This window comes from Nocardiopsis kunsanensis DSM 44524, assembly GCF_000340965.1.
Taxonomy (GTDB): domain Bacteria; phylum Actinomycetota; class Actinomycetes; order Streptosporangiales; family Streptosporangiaceae; genus Nocardiopsis; species Nocardiopsis kunsanensis.
Window position 1 is genome coordinate 1 of sequence record NZ_ANAY01000047.1, and the last position, 26,390, is coordinate 26,390.

Annotated in this window: 22 protein-coding genes; 12 read left to right on the forward strand and 10 right to left on the reverse strand. The window is 69.3% G+C overall.

Annotated features, from left to right (window positions below; translation table 11 throughout):
- From D456_RS0121825 to D456_RS0121845, 5 genes are all read left to right on the forward strand, one after another.
- Positions 1 to 1,197 (forward strand): 2-oxo acid dehydrogenase subunit E2 (locus tag D456_RS0121825; protein ID WP_017578304.1); only part of this gene is annotated, 1,197 nt, incomplete at its 5' end.
- 174 nt (positions 1,198 to 1,371) lie between these two features.
- Complete coding sequence (locus D456_RS0121830; protein ID WP_017578305.1) at positions 1,372 to 1,935, forward strand: NADPH-dependent FMN reductase; 564 nt, start codon at positions 1,372 to 1,374, stop codon at positions 1,933 to 1,935.
- Between the two features lie 411 nt (positions 1,936 to 2,346).
- Positions 2,347 to 3,051, forward strand: a complete 705-nt coding sequence (lipB, locus tag D456_RS0121835) for a lipoyl(octanoyl) transferase LipB (RefSeq protein WP_017578306.1) — start codon at positions 2,347 to 2,349, stop codon at positions 3,049 to 3,051.
- Positions 3,052 to 3,144: 93 nt separating this feature from the next.
- Entirely contained in the window at positions 3,145 to 4,092 is a 948-nt protein-coding gene (gene lipA / locus D456_RS0121840) for a lipoyl synthase (protein ID WP_017578307.1), read from the forward strand.
- A 210-nt stretch (positions 4,093 to 4,302) separates the two neighbouring features.
- Positions 4,303 to 5,025 (forward strand): DUF4191 domain-containing protein, encoded by a 723-nt coding sequence (locus D456_RS0121845; protein ID WP_017578308.1) that lies wholly within the window; start codon positions 4,303 to 4,305, stop codon positions 5,023 to 5,025.
- Between the two features lie 220 nt (positions 5,026 to 5,245).
- Here D456_RS0121845 and D456_RS0121850 read toward each other — a convergent pair whose 3' ends face one another.
- The 3 genes from D456_RS0121850 to D456_RS0121860 form a co-directional block, all read right to left on the reverse strand.
- Positions 5,246 to 6,631: an LCP family protein gene (locus tag D456_RS0121850; RefSeq protein ID WP_026116115.1), complete on the reverse strand. Its 1,386-nt coding sequence runs from the start codon at positions 6,629 to 6,631 to the stop codon at positions 5,246 to 5,248.
- 185 nt (positions 6,632 to 6,816) lie between these two features.
- Entirely contained in the window at positions 6,817 to 8,244 is a 1,428-nt protein-coding gene (locus D456_RS0121855) for an LCP family protein (protein ID WP_017578310.1), read from the reverse strand.
- A 187-nt stretch (positions 8,245 to 8,431) separates the two neighbouring features.
- The gene (locus D456_RS0121860; protein WP_017578311.1) at positions 8,432 to 8,941 is read right to left on the reverse strand and encodes an RDD family protein; all 510 of its coding nucleotides are present in this window, start codon (positions 8,939 to 8,941) and stop codon (positions 8,432 to 8,434) included.
- Positions 8,942 to 9,268: 327 nt separating this feature from the next.
- On the opposite strand from D456_RS0121860, the gene glnA (D456_RS0121865) reads away from it, so the two are divergent.
- Entirely contained in the window at positions 9,269 to 10,693 is a 1,425-nt protein-coding gene (gene glnA, locus D456_RS0121865) for a type I glutamate--ammonia ligase (RefSeq protein ID WP_026116116.1), read from the forward strand.
- 121 nt (positions 10,694 to 10,814) lie between these two features.
- Here the strand turns inward: glnA (D456_RS0121865) and D456_RS0121870 are convergent, their stop codons facing one another.
- Positions 10,815 to 11,303 carry a glutathione peroxidase gene (locus tag D456_RS0121870; RefSeq protein WP_017578313.1) on the reverse strand — a complete coding sequence of 163 codons (489 nt, stop codon included), beginning with the start codon at positions 11,301 to 11,303 and terminating at the stop codon, positions 10,815 to 10,817.
- Between the two features lie 138 nt (positions 11,304 to 11,441).
- On the opposite strand from D456_RS0121870, the gene D456_RS0121875 reads away from it, so the two are divergent.
- Positions 11,442 to 14,507, forward strand: coding sequence for a bifunctional [glutamine synthetase] adenylyltransferase/[glutamine synthetase]-adenylyl-L-tyrosine phosphorylase (locus D456_RS0121875; protein WP_026116117.1), 3,066 nt, complete (start codon positions 11,442 to 11,444; stop codon positions 14,505 to 14,507).
- Positions 14,508 to 14,549: 42 nt separating this feature from the next.
- On the opposite strand, the gene D456_RS0121880 is transcribed toward D456_RS0121875, so the two are convergent.
- The 3 genes from D456_RS0121880 to D456_RS0121890 form a co-directional block, all read right to left on the reverse strand.
- The gene (locus tag D456_RS0121880; RefSeq protein ID WP_017578315.1) at positions 14,550 to 16,358 is read right to left on the reverse strand and encodes a carbohydrate-binding module family 20 domain-containing protein; all 1,809 of its coding nucleotides are present in this window, start codon (positions 16,356 to 16,358) and stop codon (positions 14,550 to 14,552) included.
- A gap of 247 nt (positions 16,359 to 16,605) precedes the next feature.
- Entirely contained in the window at positions 16,606 to 16,944 is a 339-nt protein-coding gene (locus D456_RS0121885) for a hypothetical protein (protein ID WP_017578316.1), read from the reverse strand.
- Between the two features lie 129 nt (positions 16,945 to 17,073).
- The gene (locus tag D456_RS0121890; protein ID WP_017578317.1) at positions 17,074 to 17,697 is read right to left on the reverse strand and encodes a DUF11 domain-containing protein; all 624 of its coding nucleotides are present in this window, start codon (positions 17,695 to 17,697) and stop codon (positions 17,074 to 17,076) included.
- A 222-nt stretch (positions 17,698 to 17,919) separates the two neighbouring features.
- On the opposite strand from D456_RS0121890, the gene D456_RS0121895 reads away from it, so the two are divergent.
- The 5 genes from D456_RS0121895 to D456_RS0121915 all read left to right on the forward strand — a co-directional run bounded on the left by D456_RS0121895 (position 17,920) and on the right by D456_RS0121915 (position 22,650).
- Entirely contained in the window at positions 17,920 to 18,492 is a 573-nt protein-coding gene (locus D456_RS0121895; RefSeq protein WP_017578318.1) for a dihydrofolate reductase family protein, read from the forward strand.
- A gap of 242 nt (positions 18,493 to 18,734) precedes the next feature.
- On the forward strand, positions 18,735 to 20,096 hold the full coding sequence (gene glnA, locus D456_RS0121900) for a type I glutamate--ammonia ligase (RefSeq protein ID WP_026116118.1): 1,362 nt from the start codon (positions 18,735 to 18,737) through the stop codon (positions 20,094 to 20,096).
- Positions 20,097 to 20,224: 128 nt separating this feature from the next.
- Entirely contained in the window at positions 20,225 to 20,494 is a 270-nt protein-coding gene (locus tag D456_RS0121905; protein WP_017578320.1) for a metal-sensitive transcriptional regulator, read from the forward strand.
- A gap of 166 nt (positions 20,495 to 20,660) precedes the next feature.
- Complete coding sequence (locus D456_RS0121910; protein ID WP_017578321.1) at positions 20,661 to 22,034, forward strand: MBL fold metallo-hydrolase; 1,374 nt, start codon at positions 20,661 to 20,663, stop codon at positions 22,032 to 22,034.
- 25 nt (positions 22,035 to 22,059) lie between these two features.
- Positions 22,060 to 22,650: a rhodanese-like domain-containing protein gene (locus D456_RS0121915; protein ID WP_017578322.1), complete on the forward strand. Its 591-nt coding sequence runs from the start codon at positions 22,060 to 22,062 to the stop codon at positions 22,648 to 22,650.
- Positions 22,651 to 22,755: 105 nt separating this feature from the next.
- Here the strand turns inward: D456_RS0121915 and D456_RS0121920 are convergent, their stop codons facing one another.
- From D456_RS0121920 to D456_RS0121930, 3 genes are all read right to left on the reverse strand, one after another.
- Positions 22,756 to 23,940 carry a globin domain-containing protein gene (locus tag D456_RS0121920; protein WP_017578323.1) on the reverse strand — a complete coding sequence of 395 codons (1,185 nt, stop codon included), beginning with the start codon at positions 23,938 to 23,940 and terminating at the stop codon, positions 22,756 to 22,758.
- Between the two features lie 231 nt (positions 23,941 to 24,171).
- Entirely contained in the window at positions 24,172 to 24,618 is a 447-nt protein-coding gene (locus D456_RS0121925) for an RrF2 family transcriptional regulator (RefSeq protein WP_017578324.1), read from the reverse strand.
- Between the two features lie 23 nt (positions 24,619 to 24,641).
- A complete protein-coding gene (locus D456_RS0121930) occupies positions 24,642 to 26,216 on the reverse strand; it encodes an MFS transporter (RefSeq protein ID WP_051049525.1) in 1,575 nt (524 codons plus the stop codon).
- Between the last annotated feature and the right edge of the window lie 174 nt (positions 26,217 to 26,390).

Sequence of the window (26,390 nt, forward strand, 5' to 3'; positions counted from 1 at the left end):
GACGAGGACGAAACCGTCGACATCGGCGCAGAGATCGCCGTCATCGGCGGCGAGGGCGACGAGCCGCCCATGGACTCCGAGGCGCCCGCACCGGCCCGCACCGAGCCCACGCCCGGGCCCGAGAGCAAGCCCGAGCCCCAGCCCGCGGCCGGCACGGAGAGCGAGCCCGAGTCCGCCGCACCGGCTTCCGAGGAGAAGGGGGCCGGCTCCGAGGAGGAGAAGGCCGCGAGCACCCCGTCCGTGGACGTGGGAACGCTCGACGGCACCGGCCGGTCCACCGGTACCGACGCGGCCACCGAAGCCTACGTGACGCCGCTGGTGCGCAAGTTGGCCTCCGAGCACGGCGTGGACCTGGGCCGGGTCCAGGGCAGCGGCGTGGGTGGCCGTGTACGCAAGCAGGACGTGCTGCGCGCGGCTGAGGAGCAGAAGTCGGCCGCCGCCCCGGCAGCCTCCTCCGCCCCGCGCAAGACCGCCGCCGACACATCGCTGCGCGGTAGGACCGAGAAGCTCTCGCGTCTGCGCCAGTCCATCGCCGACCGCATGGTCGAGTCGCAGCGTGTGGCGGCCACCACCACACAGGTCGTCGAGGTCGACGTCAGCAGGATCGCGAACCTGCGCAAGCAGGTCGCCGACCGCGACGGCTCCGCTCCGGACTTCTTCGCCTTCTTCGCGATGGCCACTGTCGAGGCGCTTCGGGTGCACCCGAAGCTCAACGCGGTCGTCGACAGCGAGAAGCAGCAGGTGACCTACCACGACGTGGAGAACCTGGCCGTGTCGGTCGACACCGAACGCGGCCTGCTCGCCCCGGTGGTCAAGGACGCCTCGTCCCAGAACCTCAAGGATCTGGCCCGCACGGTCAGCGACCTGACCGAACGTGCGCACACCGGCGCGCTGGGCCCGGACGAACTCACCGGGGGCACCTTCACCATCACCGAGACCGGTGCCACCGGCGCGCTGTTCGACACTCCGATCATCAACCAGCCGCAGGTGGCGGCCCTGGGCACCGGCGCGGTCGTCAAGCGCCCGGTCGTGGTCGAGGACGCCATGGGCGGCGAGGTCATCGCGGTGCGGTCGATGGTCTACCTGTCACTGGGCCACGACCAGCGCCTGATCGACAGCGCCGACGGCGGCCGTTTCCTCCAGGCGGTCAAGGAGCGCCTGGAGAAGGGGGCTTTCGAGAACGACCTGGGCCTGTAGGTCCGTTCACGTCGCGTCGACGCGGGGTCGGGTGCCGTTCGCGGTGCCCGACCCCGCGTCCTCGTGTGGGCCCCGGTGGTGAGGACAGTCACGGCCACCCCGCATTGACCTGAAGTTAAGTTGAGGTTTTAACGTGGCCACGTTGCCTGCAGCAGGACAAAGGACCCTTCACTCATGAACGACCTACGGATCGCGGTGATCCTGGGCACCAACCGCAACGGCCGAACGGGGCCCGCGGTGGCACGCTGGTTCCTGGATCGTGCGTCCGAACACGAGGACGTCGACCTGGACGCCGTCGACGTCACCGACCTCGGCCCCGGGGACGGGCACGGAGCCCCCCTGGACGGATTCGCCGCACGTGTCGCGGCAGCGGACGGCTTCGTGGTTCTCACGCCCGAGTACAACCACGGATATCCCGGACCGCTCAAGGCCGCGATCGACTCCGCACGCCGGGAATGGTTCGCCAAACCGGTCGCCTTCGTCTCCTACGGCGGGATCTCCGGGGGCCTGCGCGCGGTGGAGCAGCTGCGGTCCGTCTTCTCGGAACTGCACGCGACCACGGTCAGGGACACGGTGAGCTTCCACGACGCCCAGGCGCTGTTCGATGCCGACGGGACCCCGACGACCCCGATGAAGGGTGCGGAGACCGCTGTACGGACCCTCATGGACCAGTTGTCCTGGTGGGCGGTGTCCTTGCGTGAGGCGCGGAGCAAGCGCCCCTACCCGGGCCTGGACTGACCGCTCCCCCTCGGCTTCTCCGGGACAGTGGACGGGGCGGCGCCGAGAACGGCACCGCCCCGTTTTACCCCACCAATCACCATCCCCTGATGATCCCCATCATCAAAGGCCTGCGGGCGGGGCCATGCCGATCGAGCGACAACCGGTGGCCCCGGGTGACTCCGCGCTGACGCGGAGTTCTGTGTCCCACCCTCAAAGTAGAAGACTCCGGGGCCTCCGCGCAGGGCTTCGGCAGAAAAAGACAGAAAATCTGCCGGGGGCCGGAACCCGGCCCCCGGGGAGGCCGAGTGCGCGGCGGCCGGGAACACCTCGCCCGTGCGTGCTATTCCCCCGAACGCCCCCTTCGGCAAGGTGCGCCATCCGACATCCTGGGGCGAGCCTCGCATTCTGCCGGGGCGTAAGGTGGGTTTTGTGAGTGATCTCGTTTACGCATGGCTGGGCGACGTCCCTGTCCCTTACCACCAGGGCTGGGATCTCCAGAGGCGGCTCCACCAGGACCGCGTCGCCGAACAGGTGGTCGACACCGTCCTGTTCCTCGAGCACGAACCCGTGTACACGGCAGGCAAACGCACCGGGAGGTGGGATCGTCCGATCACCGACCCCGGAGCCCCCGTCGTGGACATCGACCGAGGCGGGAAGATCACCTGGCACGGCCCCGGCCAGCTGACGGTGTACCCCATCGTCAAGCTGCCGGACCCCGTGGACGTGATCGCCTACGTCCGGATCCTGGAGGAGGCGGTGATCCGCACCATCGCGGAGTACGGCCTCACCGGGCGCCGGATCGAGGGCCGGAGCGGGGTGTGGCTCGATCCCGACCCCGAGCGCGGCCTGATCGAACGCAAGATCGCCGCGATCGGCTGCCGGATCGCCCGCGGCGTCGGTATGCACGGGCTGGCGTTGAACTGCGACAATGACATGTCGTGGTTCGACCGCATCGTCCCGTGCGGCATCTCCGACGCAGGGGTGACCTCCCTGACGGCCGAACTGGGGCGCGACGTCACCGTCGTCGAGGTGCGTCCGCTCCTGGAACGGCATCTGGCCGATGTCCTCGGCGCGGACGGGTTCAGCCACACCGACGGTGCCGAACTGCTCTCCGGCGCCACCGCCCGTGGATGACACACCACACCATGAGCTGTCCCCACCGGGACACCGCCCCCACCCGGGGCACGAGGGTCCCCGTCACGGGGCACAGAAGGGAACGGGTTCACGTTGACCATCGCTCCTGAGGGCCGCAAGCTACTGCGCGTGGAGGCACGCAACAGCGAGACCCCCATCGAGAAGAAGCCGCCGTGGATCAAGATCAAGGCGAAGATGGGCCCGGAGTACTCCGAGCTGCAGTCCTTGGTCAAGAAGGAGGGGCTGAACACGGTCTGCCAGGAGGCCGGCTGCCCCAACATCTACGAGTGCTGGGAGGACCGCGAGGCCACGTTCCTCATCGGCGGTGACCAGTGCACGCGCCGCTGCGACTTCTGCCAGATCGCCACGGGCAAGCCCAGCCCGCTGGACCGTATGGAGCCCACCAAGGTCGCCAACTCGGTCCGGACCATGGGGCTGCGCTACGCCACAGTGACCGGTGTGGCACGTGACGACCTCGAGGACGGCGGCGCCTGGCTCTACGCGGAGACCGTCCGCAAGATCCACGAGCTCAACCCGGACACCGGCGTCGAGGTGCTCATCCCGGACTTCAACGCCGACCCCGACCAGCTCGCCGAGGTCTTCGGTTCACGCCCGGAGGTGCTCGCGCACAACACCGAGACGGTGCCGCGGATCTTCCGGCGCATCCGCCCCGGGTTCCGCTACGAGCGCTCCCTGGACGTGATCACGCAGGCCCGCAACGACGGCCTCGTGACCAAGTCCAACCTGATCCTGGGCATGGGTGAGACCCGTGAGGAGATCAGTGAGGCCATGCGTGACCTCGTCGAGGCCGGCTGCGACCTGCTGACCATCACCCAGTACCTGCGTCCGTCCAAGCTGCACCACCCGATCGACCGGTGGGTGAAGCCGGAGGAGTTCGTCGAACTGGGCGAGGAGGCCGAGGAGCTCGGTTTCGCCGGTGTCATGTCCGGCCCGCTGGTGCGCTCGTCCTACCGTGCCGGCCGCCTGTACCAGCAGGCCAAGGCCAAGCACGAGGCCGAGAACGCCAAGACCGACGCATAACGGGTCCTTCGCCCGAGTCGTGATCAAGCTGGAACGGTGGCCTGCGGGCCACCGTTCCGCATTCCACGGCGCCTCCACTTATCCTGGGAACGGAGGCGCCCGCACGCGGCGCCGATGCGCCACAGGTTGACCGCGAAGAGGAGGCAAGGCGGAAGCAGGAACGCGTGTGTTCCCGTCGGCGCGGACCGACGTACCCCGCCTGACAGCACGATGGCCAAGAAGTCCAAGGGTTCCGAGAAAACGACCAACGCTCAGGGCGGCGAGAAGGAGCCGGGCCGCCTCAAACAGATGGGGATGGTCGCCAGGATCGTCCGCCAGCAGAGTCCGCGGACGATCCCGGTCGCGGTGATCGTCGCGTTGCTGATCTTCGCCGTCTTCGTCGGGATCGGTATTTGGACCGGCTCCTGGATCCTGTGGCCGCTGACCGGTCTGCCCGTGGCTCTCCTGGTCGGTTTCATCATCTTCACCCGCGCGGCCCAGCGTGTGCAGTACCAGATGCTGGAAGGGCGCATGGGTGGCGGCATGGTGATCCTGCAGAACATGCGCGGAAACTGGTCGGTCGAGCCCGGTGTGACCGCCAACAAGCAGATGGACGTGGTCCACCGCGTCGTGGGGCGTCCCGGGGTGATCCTGGTCGGCGAGGGCGACCCGGGCCGGCTGCGCCCGCTCATCGCCGGGGAGAAGAAACGTGTCTCCCGCGTGGCCTACGACACCCCCATCTACGACGTGAAGGTCGGCACCGGCGAGGACCAGGTGCCCGTCGCCAAGCTCCAGAAGACGCTGGTGAAGCTGCCGCGGAACCTGGACAAGGCCGGGACCGCCCAGCTGAACTACCGGCTCAAGGCTCTGCCCGCCTCGATGCAGATGCCCAAGGGGCCGATGCCCAAGGGCACCAAGATGCCGAAGGGTATGCGGGGCCAGCAGGGCGGCTGAGCAGGCTCCGCCTCCGCGCCTCCTCCGCAGGGGCCGTGTGCGCTTCTCCGAGCGCGCACGGCCCTTTTCGTGTGCGGGGCCGGCTACTCCGCGCCCGGTGGGGGTCCCGCCTCCCGACCGGCCGTGTTCCCGAGCGCGAGGGGTTACCGGCCCGGACACGGGCGAGGGCGGTCGCCCCTCGGGACGACCGCCCTCGCCCGCACGCGGCAGCGGCCGGGCCTCACTCGCAGACGGCCTCTTCGTCGGCGGCCGTGGTGCTGCCCAGCTCGTCGAGGTCGGCGCCTCCGGAGTCGTCGGATCCGCCGCCGTCCAGGCCCACGACCGGGCCCCAGTCGGCACCGCCCATGACGAGCTCCAGGTCCCCGCCCTCGAGCTCCGGGACCTCTTCGGTGGTGGCTGTGGTCAGCGCGGAAGCCACCAGCTCGGCCTCGGCCTCCTGGCCGGGCCCGTGGTAGACGGTGGTGGCGTCCGGGGCACGTGCCTGCGGGTTGCCGGTCCCGGTGACCGTGAAGCCCTCGGCGTTGAGCAGGGTCTCGACCTCGGAGGCCAGACCGTTGCGGCCGGTGTTGTTCAGGACCCGCAGGGACACGTCGCCGGGTGCGGCCTCGCCACCGTCCTCGCTGCCGGAGCCGCCGCTGTCGTCCGAACCGGGCAGGACCTCTCCCGCGGCCAGTGCGCCGAGCAGGTCCTGGGCGGCGGGTTCCTGGAAGACGACCTTGTTCGGGTCGGCCGGGTGGTCGTCGACGGGGACAGTGACCATGTGCAGGTTCTCCAGGTCCACCTCCCGCATGGCCACGGCCAGCTCCATCATCACGTCCAACGTGAAGCCCTGGTCGGTGACCATGCTGTCGGTGACCGAGTCCAGGAAGTCGCGCAGAATGGTGGGTTTGGTGAGGGTCTCCCCGCTCTGGATCTCGCGCAGGATCGCGCCGACCAGCCGCTGCTGGTTCTCGATCCGGCCCAGGTCACTGCCGTACTCGGTGCTGTCACGCGAACGCGCCAGCCCCAGGGCCTCGGAACCGTCCAGGCGTTGTTCCCCCGCCTCCAGCTGCAGGTGGGCCTTGGGATCGTCGATCGGCTCGGGTACGCACATCTCGACACCGCCGACGCTGTCCACCATGCTCTCGAAACCGGCGAAGTCGAGGGAGACCATGTGGTCGAGGTGGACCCCGGTGACACTCTCCACAGCGTTGCCCTGGCAGTCCAGTCCGCCGTAGCGCATGGCGTGGTTGAGCTGGTCCTGGCCGCCCGCGGAACCCGGGTACTCGTCGTTGCCCTCGCACGCGGGCAGGTCCACGACGAGGTCCCGCGGAAGGTTGACCATGGTCGCGCCGCCGTTGTCGACGTCGATACTGGCGATCATCAGCACATCGGGTCGGATGCCGTTCGCGTCGTTGTAGGAGGCGTTGTCGCCGGCACGTTCGTCCGTACCGAGCACCAGGATGTTGTGGATGCCGTCGACACTGGCGGGACGGTCGCCCCAGGCGTCGGGTTCGATCGACTCCGTGTCGAAACTGAGCGCGTCGCCGACCGTCGCGTAAGCGGCGAGGCTACCCGCGATCACCACACCCGTGGCACCGACCGCCGCCCACTGCCCCAAAGACATACCGCGTCTGAGGGACGGTTTCTTTCCTTGAGCCAAGAGGGACACCTGCGATTCGCTGTGGGACTGGGGAGAGCCCGCTCTGGAAGGGGAAGGCGCACGCGGGCACCGGCGGACGTATGGGGCCGGATGCTACCGGAACCGGTCACTCCCTGTCAGATCACATCGGTCAGGGTATTGACCCTGGATCAGCACGCGTCCTGCCCTTCCTCCTCCGCGGTCGCACCGTCGAGCTCCTCGGAGATCGCGCTGTCGGGGTCGGAGGCCCCGCCGTTCCCGGCGATGCCCTGCCAGTCGGCCCCGATGACCAGTTCCAGGGTCTGGTCCAGGCTCTGGACCTCCTCGGTCCGGGCCTGGCCGATGTAGTCGGCGAGCAGCTCGGCGGAGGCCTCGTCACCGGCGGTGTGGTAAACGGTCGTGGCCTCGGGCAGTCGCTCCTGGGGGTTGCCAGTGGAGGCGACGGTGTAGTCGGCCCCGGTCAGGACCACCTCGACCTCGGAGGCCAGCCCCTCGATGTTGGTGTTGTTGAGCACGTCGATGCTGATGTCGGAGGGCTCGGGGGCCTCTGCGCCGTCCCCGGACGTCTCGTCGCTCCCGTCGGATCCGGTCATGTCGGCGCCCTCGTTGATGCGTTCGAAGAGGTCCGCGGCGGGCTGCTCATCGAGGATGATGCGGTTCTCGTTCGCCGGATGGAGGCCGTTGGGCACCGTCACGAACTGGACGCGGTCGAGCTCGACCTCGCGCATGGCCATGGCGATCTCGCTCATGGTGTCGACGCTGAGGTCCTCGTCGGTGGTGATGGAGTCGGTGACCGCGCCGACGAAGTTGGTGATGGTCGGGGGGCTGGTCATGACCTCGCTGTCGAGGACCTCGCGCAGCATCGCGCCCATGAATTCCTGCTGGCGTCCGATACGCGACAGGTCGCTCCCGTCGCCCTGGGCGTAGCGCGAGCGCACGTACCCGAGGGAGTCCTCACCGTCCAGGGTCTGTTCGCCGGCCTCGAGCTCCAGATGGGCCTTGGGGTCGTCGATCGGTTCGGGGACGCACATCTCCACCCCGCCGAGGGCGTCGACCATGTCGATGAACCCGGAGAAGTCCAACATGAGGAAGTGGTCCAGGTGCACACCGGTGACGTGCTCGACCGCCTTCCACTGGCATGCGACCCCGCCGAAGGTCATCGCGGAGTTGAACATGCCGCTGTGGGCGTCCATGCCCTGGTAGTCCTCGGCCGGTTCGCACGCGGGCAGATCCACGAGCAGGTCGCGGGGCAGATTCACCAAGGTGGCCGCGCCGCTGTCGATGTTGAGGCTTGCGATGAGCATGGTGTCGGGGCGTTCCCCCTCGGCGTCGCCGTATTCGGCGTTCTCCCCCGAGCGCACGTCCGAGCCGAGGACGAGGATGTTCTTGACGCCCGCCACGTTGTCGGGACGGTCCCACTGGTCGGTGTCGACCTGAGTGGTGGTGATGTTGCCCCACAGGGAGGCGTACCAGCCGTAGGCGCCCAGGCTGGCGATGATCGCCAGCACCGTGACGGCAGTGGCGACCCACTGCCCGGCCGACATGCGGACGGCGCCCAGAGCGCCGGAGGGGAGGCGGGCGGAACGTTTTCCAGCCATGGGGAAAGGAACTTTCGACGGTGCAAGGCCTGGGAAGAGGGGGACCGGGGCACCGCGCCCGTGGGAGCGGCGAGGCCCCAGGGAGATGTGATGAACGGATGGTAACAGCAGGTGGACCCCGGGAAACACGCCCTCGTGGAGGATCGTGACCGTCCCGGAACACCCCCGTGAGGTTGTTCTCCGGGCCTCAGAAGCGCGTGGTGACGGTGCCCGCGGCGCGATCGTGCAGGCCCCGGGTGTCGCGGTCGTAGACGACCGCAGGGATGACCAGGCACAACAGCAGGGTGCGCACGGTCATGGAGACGAACCAGGGCCAGGAACGCTCTCCGGTGGCGGTGATGCCCACGCCGGCGAGCCGGCGGCCCACCGAAGTGCCGAAGAGTGTGAGCAACAGGATGTTCACGGCCGCGAAGACCACGAGGGTGGACAGCGTGGTGAAGTTGGTCAGTGCCAACGCCTCGGGTTCGCCGCCCCGGTCAGCGGCCAGGACGAGTTCCTGGCCGATGAGTCCGGCGTTGAGGGCGCCCATGACGATGAGGGTGGCGAGCATCCAGTCCAGTGCCAGGCCCACGAGCCGCCGCATCACGCCGGGCACGGATCCGGGGCCGCTCTCCGGCAGACCGAGGCGGTTGCCCCGGTACAGGAACTCGTCGTCGGGGTCGGCGGCCGCGGCGCCCGATCGGCTCTCATCGCTCATGTTCCTCACGTTATCGGCAGGCCGCGGCCGCCGGCGCCGGGGTGATCCGAGAGGGAGAAAAACCCCTCGAAAAGGGCGTGGCGCATGACACATCACAGAACTCGAAAACACCCCGATTCGCCCGCAGTGCAGGGGAACCGCACGGTCAGGGCGGGTGGGCCACGGAAGCAACAGGGTCCGTAACATGCGAGAAACAATCGAGACATGGCGTGGAAACCGCGCCCTCCTAGCTTCGGGAACGAAGCCAGGAGACGGATGCGATCCGGTACGTCCGCGATGGAGCGGCCCCGGCTCCGCCGTCTCAGCTATCTGTACGGAGGTTCCGTTTTGTTCAGCAGCGTCGACGAGGTTCTCACCTACATCCAGAAGGAGGACGTCCAGTTTCTCGACGTCCGTTTCACGGACCTGTTCGGTGGCGTGAACCACGTAACTCTGCCCGTCGAGAACGTCGACGAGTCGACGTTCACCGAGGGCCAGATGTTCGACGGTTCCTCGATCCGCGGTTTCCAGGCCATCCACGAGTCCGACATGCTCCTGCTGCCCGACCTGAGCACGGGTGTTCTGGACCCCTTCCGCAAGCACAAGACCCTGAACATGACGTTCTTCGTGCACGACCCCGTCACGCTGGAGTCCTACAGCCGTGACCCGCGCAACATCGCCCGCAAGGCCGAGGCGTACCTGAAGGGCACGGGTATGGCCGACACCGCCTTCTTCGGGGCCGAGGCCGAGTTCTACGTCTTCGACGACGTCAAGTTCGAGACACGCGCCAACACCGGCTACTACGAGATCGACTCGATCGAGGGCGCTTGGAACACCGGCTCCACCATCCAGGGCGGAAACCGCGGGTACCGGCCCCGTTACAAGGGCGGGTACTTCCCCGTCGAGCCGGTCGACCACTACAGCGACCTGCGCTCGGACATGGTCCGCACCCTCATCGACTCCGGTGTGGAGGTCGAGCTCCAGCACCACGAGGTCGGCACCGCCGGCCAGGCCGAGATCGGTATCAAGTTCGGCACTCTGCTCCACCACGCCGACCGCATCCAGTTGTACAAGTACATCGTCAAGAACGTCGCGAACGAGGCCGGCAAGACCGCCACGTTCATGCCCAAGCCGCTCTTCGGCGACAACGGCTCCGGTATGCACTGCCACCAGAGCCTGTGGAAGGGCGGCGAGCCGCTGTTCTTCGACGAGTCCGGCTACGGTCAGCTCTCCGAGACGGCCCGCCACTACATCGGGGGCCTGCTCAAGCACGCCTCGGCCCTGCTGGCCTTCACCAACCCGACGGTGAACTCCTACCACCGCCTGGTCCCGGGGTACGAGGCCCCGATCAACCTGCTCTACAGCCAGCGCAACCGCTCGGCCTGCATCCGTCTGCCGCTGTCCGGGTCCAGCCCCAAGGCCAAGCGCATCGAGTTCCGCGTTCCGGACCCCTCGGCCAACCCCTACCTGGCCTTCTCCGCCATGCTCATGGCCGGCATCGACGGCATCAGGAACAAGATCGAGCCGCCGGAGCCGATGGACAAGGACCTCTACGAGCTGCCCCCGGAGGAGGCCCAGGCGGTCGAGACGGTGCCCGCCTCGCTGGACGAGGCCCTGAAGGCCTTGGAGACCGACCACGAGTTCCTGCTCGAGGGCGGTGTCTTCACCAAGGACCTCATCGACACCTACATCGACTTCAAGCGCACCGAAGAGATCGACTCCCTGCGTCTGCGCCCGCACCCGCGTGAGTTCGAGCTCTACTACGACATCTGATCGAGGCACGTACGGTCCCGGCCGAGGCCGCCTGCGGTGTTCCCGGCACCGCAGGCGGCCTCGGCCGTCTCTGGTGGCCGCAGCGCCCGGGGCCGGACGCCGACCTCCTCCCCCGCCCTGTTCAGGCGGGCAGCACGGCCTCGATCGCCTTGACGACCTCCTCCGACCCGGGCTCGGTCCGAGGGGCGAAACGTGCCGCGACCGCGCCGTCGGGGGCGACGAGGAACTTCTCGAAGTTCCAGCGCACGTCGCCGTCGTGGCCCTCCGCGTCGGCAGTGGGGACCAACCCGGCATAGAGCGGGTGGCGGTCGTCGCCGTTGACGTCGACCTTCTCGGTCATCGGGAAGGTGGCCCCGTAGGTGGTCGAGCAGAAGGTGGAGATCTCCTCGGCGGTTCCGGGCTCCTGGCCCATGAACTGGTTGCACGGCACGCCCAGCACGGTGAAACCGCGGCCGGCATAGCGCTGCTGCAGCTCCTCCAGGGCCGTGTACTGCGGGGTCAGGCCGCACCTGGACGCGACGTTGACGACCAGGACGGCCGTGCCGCGGTGGCGGTCCAGCTGCGCGGGGCCGCCGTCGAGGGCACCGATCTCGACGTCGAAGACGGACATGTCACTCCCTTGGCTGTACGGTTCTCAGCACCCGCAACCGTATGCCGATGCGGCCGTCCCCTCCCCGCACGGTCCGGCACCGAGCGCCCGGAACGGGCGGACTACCGTGGACGTGTGGGCAGGAACGGAAGTACCGACATCACGGCAGGCGCGCTCGCCAGGCGCGGTTTCAGCGACAGTCCCCGGGCCCTGGGCCTGATGGAGGAGGCCGGGCTCGACGCCCAGGACGACATCGCCGTCGTCGACGCCCTCGCTGCGGCGCCCGACCCCGACCGGGCCCTCCTGGGCCTCCTGCGCGTACTCGAGGTGGACCCCTTCCCCGACGAGGTGCTCACGGCCCTGCGTGAGGAGCCCGACCTGCGGGCCCGGCTGTGCCATGTCATGGGCACCAGCAGCGCGCTGACCGACCACCTCGTGCGCCACCCCGGGGACTGGCGCGAGCTGCGCGGTCCGGACGCGGCGCGCTCGCCCGGACCCGAGGAGGTGCGGCGCGGGTTCCTGCACACCGTCGGCGCCGACCCCGACGCGCCCGCGCCGATCGCCGCCGAGTTCGAGGACGGTTCCAGCGAGGCACTCAAACACACCTTGCGCGTGGCCTACCGGCGCCGGGTGCTGCGTCTGGCCGGGCGCGACCTGACGGGTGCGGCGGCTGTGGAGGAGAGCTCCGCGGAGCTGGCCGGCCTGGCCGCCGCGATGCTGGAGGCCTCCCTGGCCATGGCCCGGGCCGCCCGCCCCGCCGATGCGGCGCTGTGCCGCCTCGCCGTCATCGCCATGGGCAAGTGCGGGGGGCGCGAACTCAACTACGTCAGCGACGTGGACGTGGTCTTCGTGGCCGAACCAGTCCGGGACTCCGAGGGTGAACCCGTGGCCGAGAGTGTGGCGCTGACGGCCGCGACGCGCCTGGCCACCGAGACGATGCGGGTGCCCTCGGCCACCGATGCCGAGGGGTCCCTGTGGGAGGTCGACCCGGCCCTGCGTCCGGAGGGGCGCAACGGTCCCCTGGTGCGGCCGTTGTCGGGGCATCTGGCCTACTACCAGCGCTGGGCCAAGACGTGGGAGTTCCAGGCCCTGCTCAAGGCCCGTCCCGTTGCGGGCGACCCCGCCCTGGGGAACGCCTACATGGAGGCGATCGGCCCTATGGTGTGGGAGGCCTCGGCCCGCGAGAACTTCGTGGAGGACGTACAGGCCATGCGGCGGCGTGTGCTCGCGCACCTGCCCGCGGGAGAGGGGGAACGCGAGCTGAAGCTGGGCCCGGGCGGCCTGCGCGACATCGAGTTCTCGGTACAACTGCTCCAGCTCGTGCACGGGAGGGCCGACGAGCGGCTGCGTTCGGCCAACACCCTCGAGGCGCTCACCGCGTTGTCGGAGTACGGGTACGTGGGGCGCCAGGACGCGGCCGGGTTGGCCGGGGCCTACCGGTTCCTGCGCCGGGCGGAGCACGTGCTGCAGTTGGACCGGCTGCGCCGTACCCACATGATCCCCGATCCGCGTACGCAGGAGGGGCCCGCGCAGCTGCGGCGTCTGGGGCGGGCCCTGGGGTACAGCGCGAACCCGGTCACGGAGCTGACCGAGGCGCGCAAGCAGGTGTCGGCGAAGGTGCGGCGCCTGCACGAGAAGCTCTTCTACCGTCCGTTGCTCAACGCGGTCGCTCAACTGCCCGGGGACGAGGCGCGTCTGACCTCCGACCAGGCCCGGGCCCGGTTGGAGGCCTTGGGGTTCACCGACCCGGCGGGGGCGCTGCGTCACCTGGAGGCGTTGACAGCGGGCCTGTCACGGCGGGCGTCGATCCAGCGGACCCTGTTGCCGGTGATGCTGGGCTGGTTCGCCGACTCCCCCGACCCCGATGCGGGCCTGCTGGGCTTCCGGCAGGTCAGCGACGCGCTGGGGACGACCCCGTGGTACCTGCGCCTGCTGCGCGACGACGTGCGGGTGGCCGAGCGGATGGCGTGGCTGTTGGGCACGAGCCGGTACGTGACCGAGCTGCTGCTGCGGGCGCCCGATGCGGTGGCGCTGCTGGACGAGGACGGTGACCTGGTACGCCGCACGCCCGAGGTGCTCACGGCCGAGGCCGATGCGGCCCTGCGCCGTTACCACACGGACGAGGAGTCGGTGTCGGCGGTGCGGGCCCTGCGCCGCCGTGAGCTGTTGCGCACGGCCTCGGCCGACCTGTTGGGGATCTCGTCGGTGACCGAGGTCGGTTCGGCCCTGACCGACATCGCCCAGGTCACCGTGGACGCGGCTCTGAGAGTGGCGTGGGCCCGTGTGGTGGGGGCCGACGGGGGCCAGGAGCTCACCCGCGTGTGTGTGGTGGCCATGGGCCGGTTCGGTGGACAGGAACTCACCTATGCCAGCGACGCCGACGTGATGTACGTGCACGATCCGCTCCCGGGGGTGGACAGGGGGTTGGCGGCCAAGCAGGCGATGGCGGTCGTGCGCGAGCTGGCGCGGCTGCTGGAGATGCCGGCCGCCGAGCCGGCGCTGAGGATCGACACCGATCTGCGTCCGGAAGGCCGCAGCGGTCCGATGGTACGGACACTGGATTCGTACACGGCCTACTACCGTCGCTGGTCGCAGGTCTGGGAGAGCCAGGCGCTGCTGCGGGCCCGGCCCATCGCGGGTGACCGGGCCCTGGGCGCGGAGTTCCTGGAGCTGGTTGACCCGATCCGTTACCCCGACGGCGGCCCGGACCGGTCGGCGGTGCTGGAGATCCGCAAGCTCAAGGCGCGGATGGAGGCCGAACGGCTCCCGCGCGGGGCCGACCCGACCCTGCACACGAAGCTGGGGCGCGGTGGTCTCTCGGACGTGGAGTGGGTGGTCCAGCTCATGCAGCTCCGGCACGCCCATGCCTGCCCGGACCTGCGCACGACACGGACGTTGCAGGCGCTGGACGTGTCGGTCGCGCACGGGATGATCGCGGCCGAGGACGGTGCGGTGCTCGAGCACGCCTGGCGGCTGGCCTCGCGGGTACGCGGCATGGTCATGCTGGTGCGGGGCCGTGGCGGGGACTCACTGCCCTCGGACCTGCGGGTGCGCGGGGCGTTGGCCGAGGCGATGGGTTTCGGCTCCGACGACGATGACGGGGACGAGGCTTCCGAGCACGAGGGGGCCGGCAGTGAGGGGCCCTCGGAGCAACTCACCGACGAGTACCTGCGGTCGACACGGCGGGCGCGTGCGGTGATGGAACGTGTTTTCTACGACGACTGAGGGCGGCGCCCCCGTGAGGACGGGGGCGCCGCCGTTGCGGGGTCAGTCCCGCCAGGAGACGGTGTCGTCGGGGCCGACACGGTTGTCGCCGGTCTCCCACTCGGCCGTGCCGTCCTCGTCGACCCGGACGAGTTTCCATTCGTCCTCGTCGGAGACGGGGACGGTACCGCTCCAGACGGGATAGGTCTCCTCGTCGGTCTCCAGGGCCACGCCGGCGGCGGGGTCCCAGGAGCCGAGTTCGGCCGTGGAACCGACCACGTACACGGTCTGGCCGGGGACGGTCCGGACCGTGGCCTCGAGGGTCCCGTCGTCGGGGGCGTCGGTGGGCCCGGGTTCCCCGGGGCCCGTGCTGCCGGTGTGCAGGGCCACCGCACCGTCGGCGGGCACGGTGGCCTGCACCTGTCCGCCGGAGACGGTGACGGTGCCCGGACCTGCGGCGTTGGTGTACTCGCCGTCGGGCAGGGAGGTCTCCGAGTCGAGGTCCCACTCGGAGCCGCTGGCGTTGAAGGCCGCGAAGCCTTCCGCACCGCGGTCGAAGGCCACCCGGGCCCGGCCGTCCCGGGCCCGCTCCTCCAGCCCGGTGCCGGCCGTGGCGGTGCGGAAGGCCGCCATCCCGGCGACCGTCTCGTGCCGGTGGTCGCAGGTCCATCCCGAGGAACCGTCGCAGTCGGCGTCCTCGGTGATCGCCCCGGCCGGGTTGCCCTCTTCCGCGCCGGTGTCGGGCGGGCCCTGGGCGTCGTTGCCGCCGAAGTCGTAACCCGACATCACCTTGGGCGTGCCGTAGGGGTGGGCGAGCATGAACGCGGTGGCCAGGTAGTACCGCTCACCGTCCTTGTAGGTCAGGATCGGGTCGGAGCGCTGGGTGTCGTGGTTGTCGACGAAGACGACGGCTTCGTCCGAGGTCAGTCCGCCGTGGTCGGGCATCTCGGTGAGGTCGGCGATGGAGCCGTCGGCGAACCGGTCGGACAGGTCGCGGTGGTAGTCGAAGTTCGTGATCTGGCCGTGGTCGGTGTAGTCGGTGTAGGGGATGGTGCCGTCCCCGATGACCTCGTGGTAGACGTGCGGTCGGCCGCCCCATCCGGGTACGTCGTCGAGTTGGGAGAAGACGGCGTCCACGTGTTCGACCTGCACGTGTTTGGTGGCGTCCACGCGGAACCCGCCCACGCCCATGCCGATGAGCCCGTTGAGGTACTGCACGAGACGGTCCTGGACGTAGCCGCTTCCGGTGTCCAGGTCGGACAGGCCGAGGAGTTCACACTCCTGGATCTGTTGCCGGTCGTTCCAGTCGGTGATCTCTTCGTAGCAGGGGCCGAAGTCGTTCTCCCGGCTGTAGCCGTACTCGCCGTCCCCGTACAGGTCGGGGTACTCGTACTTGCTCCACTCGGTGCCGTTGCTGCCGGTTCCGGCCTCGGGTCCGGTCATGTGGTTGATCACGGCGTCGACGTAGATGCGCACACCGTTGTCTGCGCAGGTGTCGACCATGCCCTGGAAGTCCTCGGCGGTGCCGCGCCGGGTGTTGTCCAGCTGGTAGGAGACGGGTTGGTAGTCCTGCCACCAGGGGTAGTGGGCTCCCTCGTCGTACTCGACGACCACGTGTTCCTGGGGCGGGGAGACCTGGACCCCGGTGAAGCCCTGGGGGCCGAGGAAGGTCTCGCACTCGTCGGCGACGGCGTCCCAGCTCCATTGGAAGAGGTGGACGAGGGTTCCGTCCTCGGGGGTCTGCTGTACCTGCGGAGCCTGCTGTTGTGAGGTGGGTTGCGCCTCGCTCGGGGCGGAGGGGCCCGAGACCGCCATCAGCCCGGCCCCGAGGGCCAGGGCTCCGGCGATCGCGCCGATCCGGAGGGTTCTCATCGTGCGCTCCTTCGGGAGATGGGCGCCGGGGGCGGTACCACCCCCGACGTCGTTTACTTGCAGAGTTTGCAAGTATTTACGCGCGAGTGACGAAGGTAACAGAACGATGCGCCCCTGTGAACGGGTGAACTCTCATGAAAATCCGCGCAAGCGCGCGCAAGAAGAACGGGGGTGGCACGGACCTGCGGGTCCGTGCCACCCCGTCGGGAGAGGTCCGCGCGGCGTGCGGGCACCGCGCGGGCGGGCTTCACCAGAAGACGGCGATACCGATGTTGAGGACACCGAGCACACCGGCGACCGTAGCGAGCTTCGTGGCCGGGTTGCGCTTGTTGATGAAGGCGACGACCACGACCGCCAGGGCGATGACCAGCTTGATACCGATCTTGATGTGGTTGACGTCGGCGAGGTCGCCCATCTCCTGCACGCCCACGAGCAGGAGGCCGCTGACGAGCTGCAGGAGGGAGCTGTGCAGCAGGACCTTGACCGACTTCCCGTTGTCGGTCATCAGCTGCATGAGCACACCGGCCAGGATGCCCGCGAGCCCGATCATGTGCAGGAAGAGGAGGAAGGATGCGAGGATGCTCATGCGCCCAGACTACTACGCCACGTAGTAGCTGTGGGAGCCGTCCTGCCGAGGTGTGAACACACGGGCGCCGAGGACGCAACGCTCGCAACAGGACCGCACGCCCCGGAGCGGGCCCCACCGTTACAGACCCTAGCGCCCCAACAGCACCCCACGGCGGCGCCAGAGCATCCATACGAACAGGGCCACGAGCCCCGCCCCCGCCACGCGCAACAGGTGCTCGCCCCCGGCCGCACCCGCGAGGTCGGCGCCCCGGCCCTCCTCGACCACCGCAAGGTTCTCGGTCGCACACGCGGCGGGTTCGGTCTCGCGCTCCAGCAGCAGACACGCGGTGCTGCCCAACTGCCGCCCGGGGCGCGTGCCCCCGTCCAGGCGCGCCGTCACGGTGTACTCGGCGCTCTCCCCCGGAGGCAGTTCCACCACCCAATTGGCGATGTTCTGCTCGATCACCCCCTCGTCCCCCGCGGAGACGAGCTCCATGCCGTCGGGCACGTGCTGGGCGAGGAGTGCCTGGTCCACCGGCCGGTCGCCGCTGTTGTCCACGGTGAGGTCGAACGTGACCTCCTCCCCCGGGCCGACCGGCCCATCGACCCCGTCGATCGAGACCCCCACCGGCGGCGACCCGCCCCCGTCCGGGCCCTCGTGCCCGTCGGGGGCCGCCGCCACCGGGCCAGAGGCCGAGATCAGGAGCCCCGTCGCGCCCACTCCGACCCAGCCGGCCACCGGGTTCCAGTTCTTCTGCGCGATCCGAGCCATCCTGCGCCTCCTGTCCTCAGCACTGCGAACAGGACCAGACAACTATGGGTGCACCGATCCGCACCTCCGGTGACACGCGCCGCCGCCAGAAGTCTTGCTCTTGCCCCACCACCTTGAGCACCTGTGTCCGCATTCGGACACTTTCGAGCGGCCCCAGCCGCTCCGTGTGCGCTCCGGGCGTGGCATGCTTCCACGGTCGACCACCGACCCCCTGGAGGCACAGTGCGCACCCTGACCTACTTCGTGGCCCTCACCCTGGACGGATTCGTCTGCGCACCCGACGGCACGTTCGACTTCTTCCCGGAGAGCCCGGAGATCGGCGAACACCTGACCCGCTGCTGGCCCGAGCTGGTGCCCTCCCACCTCCGGGCCCGCTTCGGCATCGACGCGCCCAACCGCAGCTTCGACACGATGCTCCAGGGCCGGGGCTCCTACCAGGTCGGCCTCGACGCGGGCGTGAGCAGCCCCTACGGGCACATGCGCGAGTACGTCTTCTCCCGCTCCCTGCGCTACGACGTCGACCCGAACGTGACCGTGGTGGCCTCCGACCCACTCACCACGGTGCGCGAACTCAAACAGGAGGAAGGGCTCGGCATCTGCCTGGTGGGCGGCCCCACCGTCGCCGGCGTGCTGCTTCCCGAGATCGACGAGCTCCTGCTCAAGCGCTACCCCGTGGTGGCCGGCTCGGGACGGCCGCTCTTCGAGCACGGCTTCGAACCGCAGGCGTTCCGGCGGGTGGAGAGCACCGTGTTCGCCGACGGCAGTGACTACACCCTCTTCCGCAGAGCCGGGTAGGACGCCGGGGTCCCGGTCGTCCCGGTACGGGCCGTGGCGATTCGCCCCGCACGGTGGAGGTGAGGCACCCTTACCGCAGGCCACCCCGTGTGCGGAGGGGGCACGGAACCGGCAGGGTCACCTGCGGTCCGGAAACCCGGCGGAAATATCCACACGGCAGACTGGCGATGGGACACGGGGGCCGGCTGCCCGCACCCCCGTGCGCCAGCCACCCGGACGACCGGCATCGAGGAAGGTTGAACGTGAATCGACAGCAGGAATTCGTGCTCCGCACACTGGAGGAGCGCGACATCCGGTTCGTGCGGCTGTGGTTCACCGACGTGCTCGGGTACCTCAAGTCCGTGGCGATCGCCCCCGCCGAACTGGAGGCCGCCTTCTCCGAGGGCATCGGTTTCGACGGTTCGGCCATCGAGGGTTTCGCGCGGGTCTACGAGGCCGACATGCTCGCCCAGCCCGACCCCTCGACCTTCCAGCCCCTGCCCTGGCGCGACGAACCGCACGGTACCGCGCGCATGTACTGCGACATCCTGATGCCCGACGGCTCCCCCTCGCCCGCCGACCCGCGCCACGTGCTCAAGCGCCAGCTCGGCAAGGCCTCCGACCTCGGGTTCACGTTCTACACCCACCCCGAGATCGAGTTCTACCTGCTCAAGAAGATGCCCGAGCACGGGGAGCACCCCGAACCCAACGACCTGGGCGGGTACTTCGACCACACGCCGCACAACAGCGCGCACGACTTCCGGCGCAACGCCATCAACATGCTCGAGGCGATGGGCATATCGGTGGAGTTCAGCCACCACGAGGCCGGCCCGGGCCAGCAGGAGATCGACCTGCGTTACGCCGATGCGCTCACCACCGCCGACAACATCATGACCTTCCGGCTCGTCATGAAGGAAGTGGCGATGGAGCAGGGTGTCTACGCCACCTTCATGCCCAAGCCCTTCACCGAGTACCCGGGCTCGGGTATGCACACCCACCTGTCGCTGTTCGAGGGCGACCGCAACGCCTTCTACGAGCCCGGCGCGGAGTACCAGCTGTCCAAGGTCGGCCGGGGCTTCATCGCGGGCCTGTTGCGGCACGCCGACGAGATCACGGCCGTGACCAACCAGTGGGTCAACTCCTACAAGCGCCTGTGGGACGACCCGGCCGCATCGGCCGGTGCCGGCGGGGAGGCACCCGCCTACATCTGCTGGGGACACAACAACCGCTCCGCGCTGGTGCGGGTTCCCATGTACAAGCCGGGCAAGTCCAACTCGAGCAGGATCGAGATCCGCTCCCTGGATTCCTCCTGCAACCCCTACCTCGCCTACGCGGTGATCCTGGCCGCCGGTCTCAAGGGCATCGAGGAGGGCTACGAGCTGCCCCCGGGCGCCGAGGACGACGTGTGGGCCCTGACCGATGCCGAACGTCGCGCGCTCGGGATCCGCCCCCTTCCGCAGAGTCTGGACGAGGCTCTGCGCATCATGGAGAACAGCGAACTGCTCGCCGAGGCCCTGGGGGAGCACGTCTTCGACTTCTTCCTGCGCAACAAGAAGGCGGAGTGGACCTCCTACCGTCGCCAGGTGACCCCCTACGAACTGCAGCGGTACCTGCCGACTCTCTGAGTGCCCTGTGCCCTCGGTCCCCGTCCGGCAGACGGGGACCGCACCTCTCGGGGCCTTGTGCCCCACCTCACAAGGAAAAGGGAATGGGTACGCCCGGGGGTATGTTGACGAGGGTGAGGTGATGACTGATGGATTTGAAGCCGGAAATGGTTGGCGACGCACTCACCCGTCTGCGCCGCGCACAGGGGCAGTTGACCGGGGTGATCGACATGATGGAGCAGGGCGAGGACTGCACCGAAGTGCTGCAGCAGCTCGCCGCGGTCTCGCGCGCCCTGGACCGGGCCGGGTTCAGGATCGTCTCCAGTGGGCTGCGCCATTGCAACGCCGTCCGTGATCGCGGCGAAGAGCCCGAAATGACCGAACAGGAGCTGGAGAAACTCTTCCTCGCCCTGGCCTGACCCACTTCGGGACAGCCCTGGGCCACCCCGCCTTCGACACACCCTCCCCGGGGCCCTGCGCCGCCCGTACGCCCGCGGGGGTGCCCGCACCATGTGGATACCCCGGGGGGATCCACACTTCCTGCATACCCCCCGGAGTACACAACGACCACGAAGGAGCACAAATATGATCCTGACCCAGTATTACCTCGACTGCCTCTCCCAGGCCTCGTACCTGATCGGTGACGAGACGACCGGGAAGGCCGTCGTCGTCGATCCCCGCATCGACGTGGACGAGTACCTCTCCGACGCCCGCTCGCAGGGACTCGACATCGTCGGGGTGATCAACACCCACCTGCACGCGGACTTCATCTCCGGACACTTCGAGATCGCCGAGCGCACCGGGGCCTGGATCGGGTACGGCAAGACGGCCGAGGCGGAGTTCGACTTCCGGGCACTGGTCGAAGGCGAGCGCATCGGGCTGGGCGAGGTCGAGCTGGAAGTCCTGCACACGCCCGGACACACACCCGAGTCCATCAGCCTCGTGGTGTACGAACGCGCGGGCGACGCGGCCCCCTACGGGGTCCTGACCGGGGACGCCCTCTTCATCGGCGACGTGGGCCGCCCCGACCTGGCCGCGTCCTTCGGGCACACCCCGGACGAGCTGGCGCCGAAACTCTACGACTCGGTGCACAACAAACTCATGGCCCTGCCCGACACCACGCGTCTGTTCCCCGGCCACGGCGCCGGCTCGGCGTGCGGCAAGAACATCTCCACTGAGCGGCAGTCCACGATCGGCGATCAGCGACGCACCAACTACGCGGTTCAGCCGATGAGCCAGGCGGAGTTCGTGGAACTGGTCCGGGAGGGCCAGGAGGCGATCCCGGCCTACTTCCCCTACGACGCTGCACGCAACCGGCAGCAGCGCGACCCGGTCGACCTCGGGGCACTCACGAAGCCGCTGGGGCTGGAGGAGTTCCTGCGTCTGCGTGCCGGGGGCGCGGTGGTCGTGGACGCCCGTGACCACCAGTCCTTCTCCGCCGGGCACCTGCGCGGGGCCCTGAACGTGGGAATCGACGGCCGGTTCGCCGAGACCTCCGGGATGATGGTCGATCCTGAGAGCAGGATCCTGGTCGTGGCCGCACCGGGACGGGAACAGGAGGTCGTGATGCGACTGGCACGGGTGGGCCTGGACCGGGTCGCCGGGCACCTCGAACACCCGGAGGCCGCCATGACCGCTGTCCCCGACGAGGTCACCCGGGCACCGCGGGTGGAGGCCACCGAGCTCGCCCGCCTCCTCGCGAGCGAGGCCCCTCCCGTGGTCGTGGACGTGCGCGGCTCGGCCGAGCGTGAGAGCGGTGTGATCGAGGGCTCGGTGCACATCCCCCTGGCACATGTGCCCGAACGCGGCGGGGAACTGCCCACCGACCGCCCGGTGGTGGTGCACTGCGCGGGCGGTTACCGCTCCAGCGTTGCCGCCAGCCGCCTGCGCGCGCAGGGCCACACGCAGGTCGCCGACCTCATTGGCGGCTACCGGGCCTACCACCTGCTGTCCTCCTGAACCGCTCTGGAAACCGGAGTTCCTCATGTCCCGAAGCAGTATCGACGTCCCTTCCGTGCGCGCCCTCCTCGAGCGCGCCCCCGACACTCTCGTGGTCGACGTACGCACACCCGCCGAGTACGAGAGCTCCCACATCGACGGGTCGGTGAACCTGCCCCTGGGCCGGTCCGAGCCGTACCTGGAGCGCCTCGCCGCCGACGCACGCGGACCCCTGATCCTGGTCTGCCAGGCCGGACCGCGCGCCGAGCAGTTCCACGACCGGCTCGCCGAGGCCGGGGCTGCCGACGCCACCGTGATGACCGGAGGTATGAACACCTGGGAGGCGGTCGGCGCTCCGGTAGTGCGCGGCAGGGAGCGCTGGGCCCTGGAACGCCAGGTGCGTTTGGTGGCCGGGAGCATCGTCCTGGTCTCGGCTCTTACCAGCCTGGCCTGGCAGCCGGCGGTGTGGGTGGCCGCCTTCATCGGTGCGGGCCTGACCTTCGCAGCGGTGACCAATACCTGCGGTATGGCGATGGCGCTGTCCAAGCTGCCCTACAACCAGCCGCACAACGCCGTGGACATGGAGGCCTCGATGGCCCATCTGACCGGTGCAGCCGAGGGCCCCTCGGGCCGGTGAACCCCGGATGTTGCGCGAGGGCCCGGCGGCCGGGACCGGTGGTCCCGGCCGCCGGCCCCGGGTCCTGCGCGAACCTGTCGACCGGATCATGTCTCAGGGGCGGTCTCAAGCGGCGCCGAGCCACATGTCGGGGCCGAAGACCTCGTAGTGGATGTGGCGCGGTGGTACACCGGCGTCGAGGAACTGGGAGCGCACGCCGCTCATGAACGGCAGGGGGCCGCAGAGGAAGACTTCGGCCCCCTCGGGCACGTCCACCTCCGACAGGTCCATGAAGCCGCGGTGGTCACCGTCGTCGCTGTTCTCGTACCAGGTGTGGGAGGTGGCTCCGGGCAGGTTCCCGACGAGCACCGCCGTCTCGTCGCGGTGGGGGTGTTCCTCGGGTCCGTGGTCGGCGTGCAGGACGAGGACCGGGCGGGTGCTGCCGGTCTCGGCCAGGTGGTGCAGCATCGCGACCATGGGTGTGCAGCCGATCCCTGCCGAGACGAGCACGATCGGGTGGTCGCCGTCGGGCACGGTGACGTCACCGGCCGGGGTGGAGACCATGTAGGTGTCCCCCGGGGAGGCGGAGTCGTGCAGCAGGGTGGAGACCTCGCCGGCCGGGGTCTCGCCCGCACGCAGGCGTTTGACGGTGATGCGTCGCCGGCGGCCGTCCCAGCCGGTGAGGGAGTACTGGCGTGCCTGGCGTACCCCGTCGGACAGGCGTACCTGCACGCTGACGTACTGGCCGGCGCGGAAGACGGGCGCGGCGTCCCCGTCCTGCGGTTCGAGGTCGAGGGAGACGGTGTCGGGGGTCTGCTGGGCACGGCCGGTCACGCGCCAGGGTCTCCAGACGTCGTGTCCGGTGGAGCCGTTCTCGTGGTAGAGGCGGGCCTCGATGGCGATGAGTGCTCCGGCCATGAGCCAGTAGACCTCGTCCCAGGCGGCGACGACCTCGGGGGTTGCGGCTTCCCCGAGGGTCTCGGCGATGCCCTGGAAGAGGTACTTGTGCACGATCACGTACTGGTCCTCGGTCACTCCGAGGGAGACGTGTTTGTGCGCGATACGCGAGAGCAGTGTGTCGGGGCGCTCGTCGGGGTTGTCCAGCAGGGTGGTGGCGAAGCCGGCGATGGAGGCGGCGAGGGCCCTGCGCTGGTCCCCGCTGGCCTGGTTGGCCCGGTTGAACAGGCCGTCGAGCAGCTCGGGGTGTTCACCCAGCATCCCGTCGTAGAACCGGGCGGTGATGGTGTCGAGGTGCTCGGACACGACCGGGAGGGTGGCGCGGACGGTGGCTGCGGACTCTTCGGAGAGCATGCTCCTCCTTCTTCGGGGTGCCCCGAACCGGTTAATTGGCATCTGAGATGCATATTAATCCCGGGACCTGGGAGGCGCCCTCCGGGGTGCCCCCAGGAGCCCCCACACCCTCAGTGTCCTGCGCAGGTTTCCCGACCGGGCAGGGGCACAGGGCCCGTGCGACAGAGGCATGGGGCCTGCCCGACGAAAGGTCTTTCGTCGGCTGTGTACAGGGACGTCCGCCCCAGCCCCTCAGCCCCCGACCGGAGGTTCGCGCAGCAGGGTCAGAGTCCGGTGCGCGGGAGAAGCCACCAATGATTCGACGCTGACCTGGTCCAACGAGGCGTAGAAGGCCTCCCGCGCCTGGACCAGAGCGCTCCGGAGGCGACAGGCCTCACGCAACGGGCAGGGCGGGTCGTCCTCACAACCTGCGAGATCTCCGTCACCTTCGAGTTCACGCACGATCGCGCCGACGGAGGAAGCACGGCCGGCCTCGGTCAGCAACAGCCCTCCCCCACGGCCGCGCCGGGCCTCCACCAGCCCCATCTCGGACAGGCGGGCCACGGCCTTGGCCATGTGTGTGTAGGGCACGGCGAGCATGCCGGCCGCGGCCCGTGTGGTCAGGCGTTCGCCGTCGTCGGCCACGGCCAGCCGCATGACCAGGCGGAGGGAAACGTCGGTGAAAGCGGTCAGGCGCATGTCCCCAAGGTATGCGGGCCGCTTCACTGCGCATGAGTACCGGAGCCGCGACCCCCGGCGCTGCCGTGCCGATCGGAGGTGCGCGGCATCCAGACGAGCACCACGACGAGGCCGAGGAGACCGAAGGCGAGCGAAATCAGCGCCGCCAGGTGCATGCCCGAGACGAACGCCTCCTTGGCCGGGGCGATCAGCGCCTGTCCGGAACCGCCGAGCTCACGGGCCAGGGCCATGGTCGCCTCGATCGACTCACCCGCGGGGCGGGAGCGCTCCACGGGAACATCCTCCTCCTCGGCCACCCGTGTCAGTACCGGGGAGATCGCCGAGCGGTAGTGGAAGGAGATGACCGCGCCCAGTACCGCCACACCCATGGCGGTGGCGATCTGGCGGGCGGTGTTCTGCACGGCCGAGGCCGCACCGGCCTTGCCCGGCGGAACCGAGGAGACGATCGCGTCGGTGGCGGGCGTGAGTACGCTCGCCATCGCCCCCGCCTGCACGAAGAAGAAGACCAGGACGAGCGGGACGGGGGTCTCCTGCTGGATCACGGCGAAGAACGCGAACGAGCAGCACACCGCGACGATGCCGCCCGCGGCCACCGCACGCGGCCCCACCCGGCGCACGAGGGTGGGGCTCAGCGGCGCGAAGATCATCTGTGCCACCGCCGAAGGCAACACGAGCAGACCGGCCACGAGCGGGCTGAACTCTCGCACGCTCTGCCAATAGAAGCTCATGAAGAAAATGATTCCGGCCATGCTGAAGAACAGCAGCAGGATCACGGCGATGGAGACACTGAAGCGCGGGTTGCGGAAGAAGCGTACGTCCAGCGAGGGGTTCTCCACACGCGACTCGTGCACCACGAACAGGGTCAGCACCCCGAGCCCGACCAGTAGGGCCACGACCACGTCGGGATCGGTCAGCGAGCTCCTCTCCCCCGCGGTGATGACCCCGTAGATCAGCGACACCAGGCCGGGGACCGACAACAATACCCCCACCAGATCCAGGCGCCCGGGGTTCTCCTCACGCGACTCCGGGATGAACACGAAGATCAGCGACAGGCCCACCAGGACGAAGGGCACGTTGATGAGGAAGATCGATCCCCACCAGAAGTGCTCCAGGAGCAGGCCGCCCGCGGTGGGCCCGATCGCCAGCGCGAGCCCGACCGCGCCGGCCCAGACCCCGATGGCGCGCGGGCGCTCGTCGGGAGGAAAGACGTCCGTGATGATCGACAGGGTCTGCGGCATGACCATCGCCGCACCCAGCCCCATGAAGGCGCGGGCGACGATGAGCTGTTCGGGGCTCTGGGCGTAGGCCGACAGCGCCGAGGCCGTACCGAAGACGAGCAGACCTGTCGTGAGCAGACGCCGGCGGCCCCACCGGTCACCGAGCACACCGAAGGTGAACAGCAGGCCGGCGAAGACCAGCGTGTAGGAGTTGATCGCCCACGCCAGTTGAGCCTGGCTCGCACCCACACCCATCTCGGGGTCGGAGAGCACACGCAGTGCCACGTTGAGGATCGTGTTGTCGGCCACGAGCACCAGCAGGCAGATGATCAGGACGACGAGCGCGCCCCACCTGCGGCGATGTGCTGTCTGTCTGTCCACGTCACCGTCCTTGCGCTCCAGTCTGCCCTGTGACCCTGTCCACGTCGGATGTCCCTTCCCGGTTCCGGAACCCATCACCCCGGCTCCGCCCACATCGCCTGTGCCGGACCGGCAGGACACACACGCTGCGGGGATGAACCGGGGCCGTATTCGGGTTCCACCCGACGAAAGGCG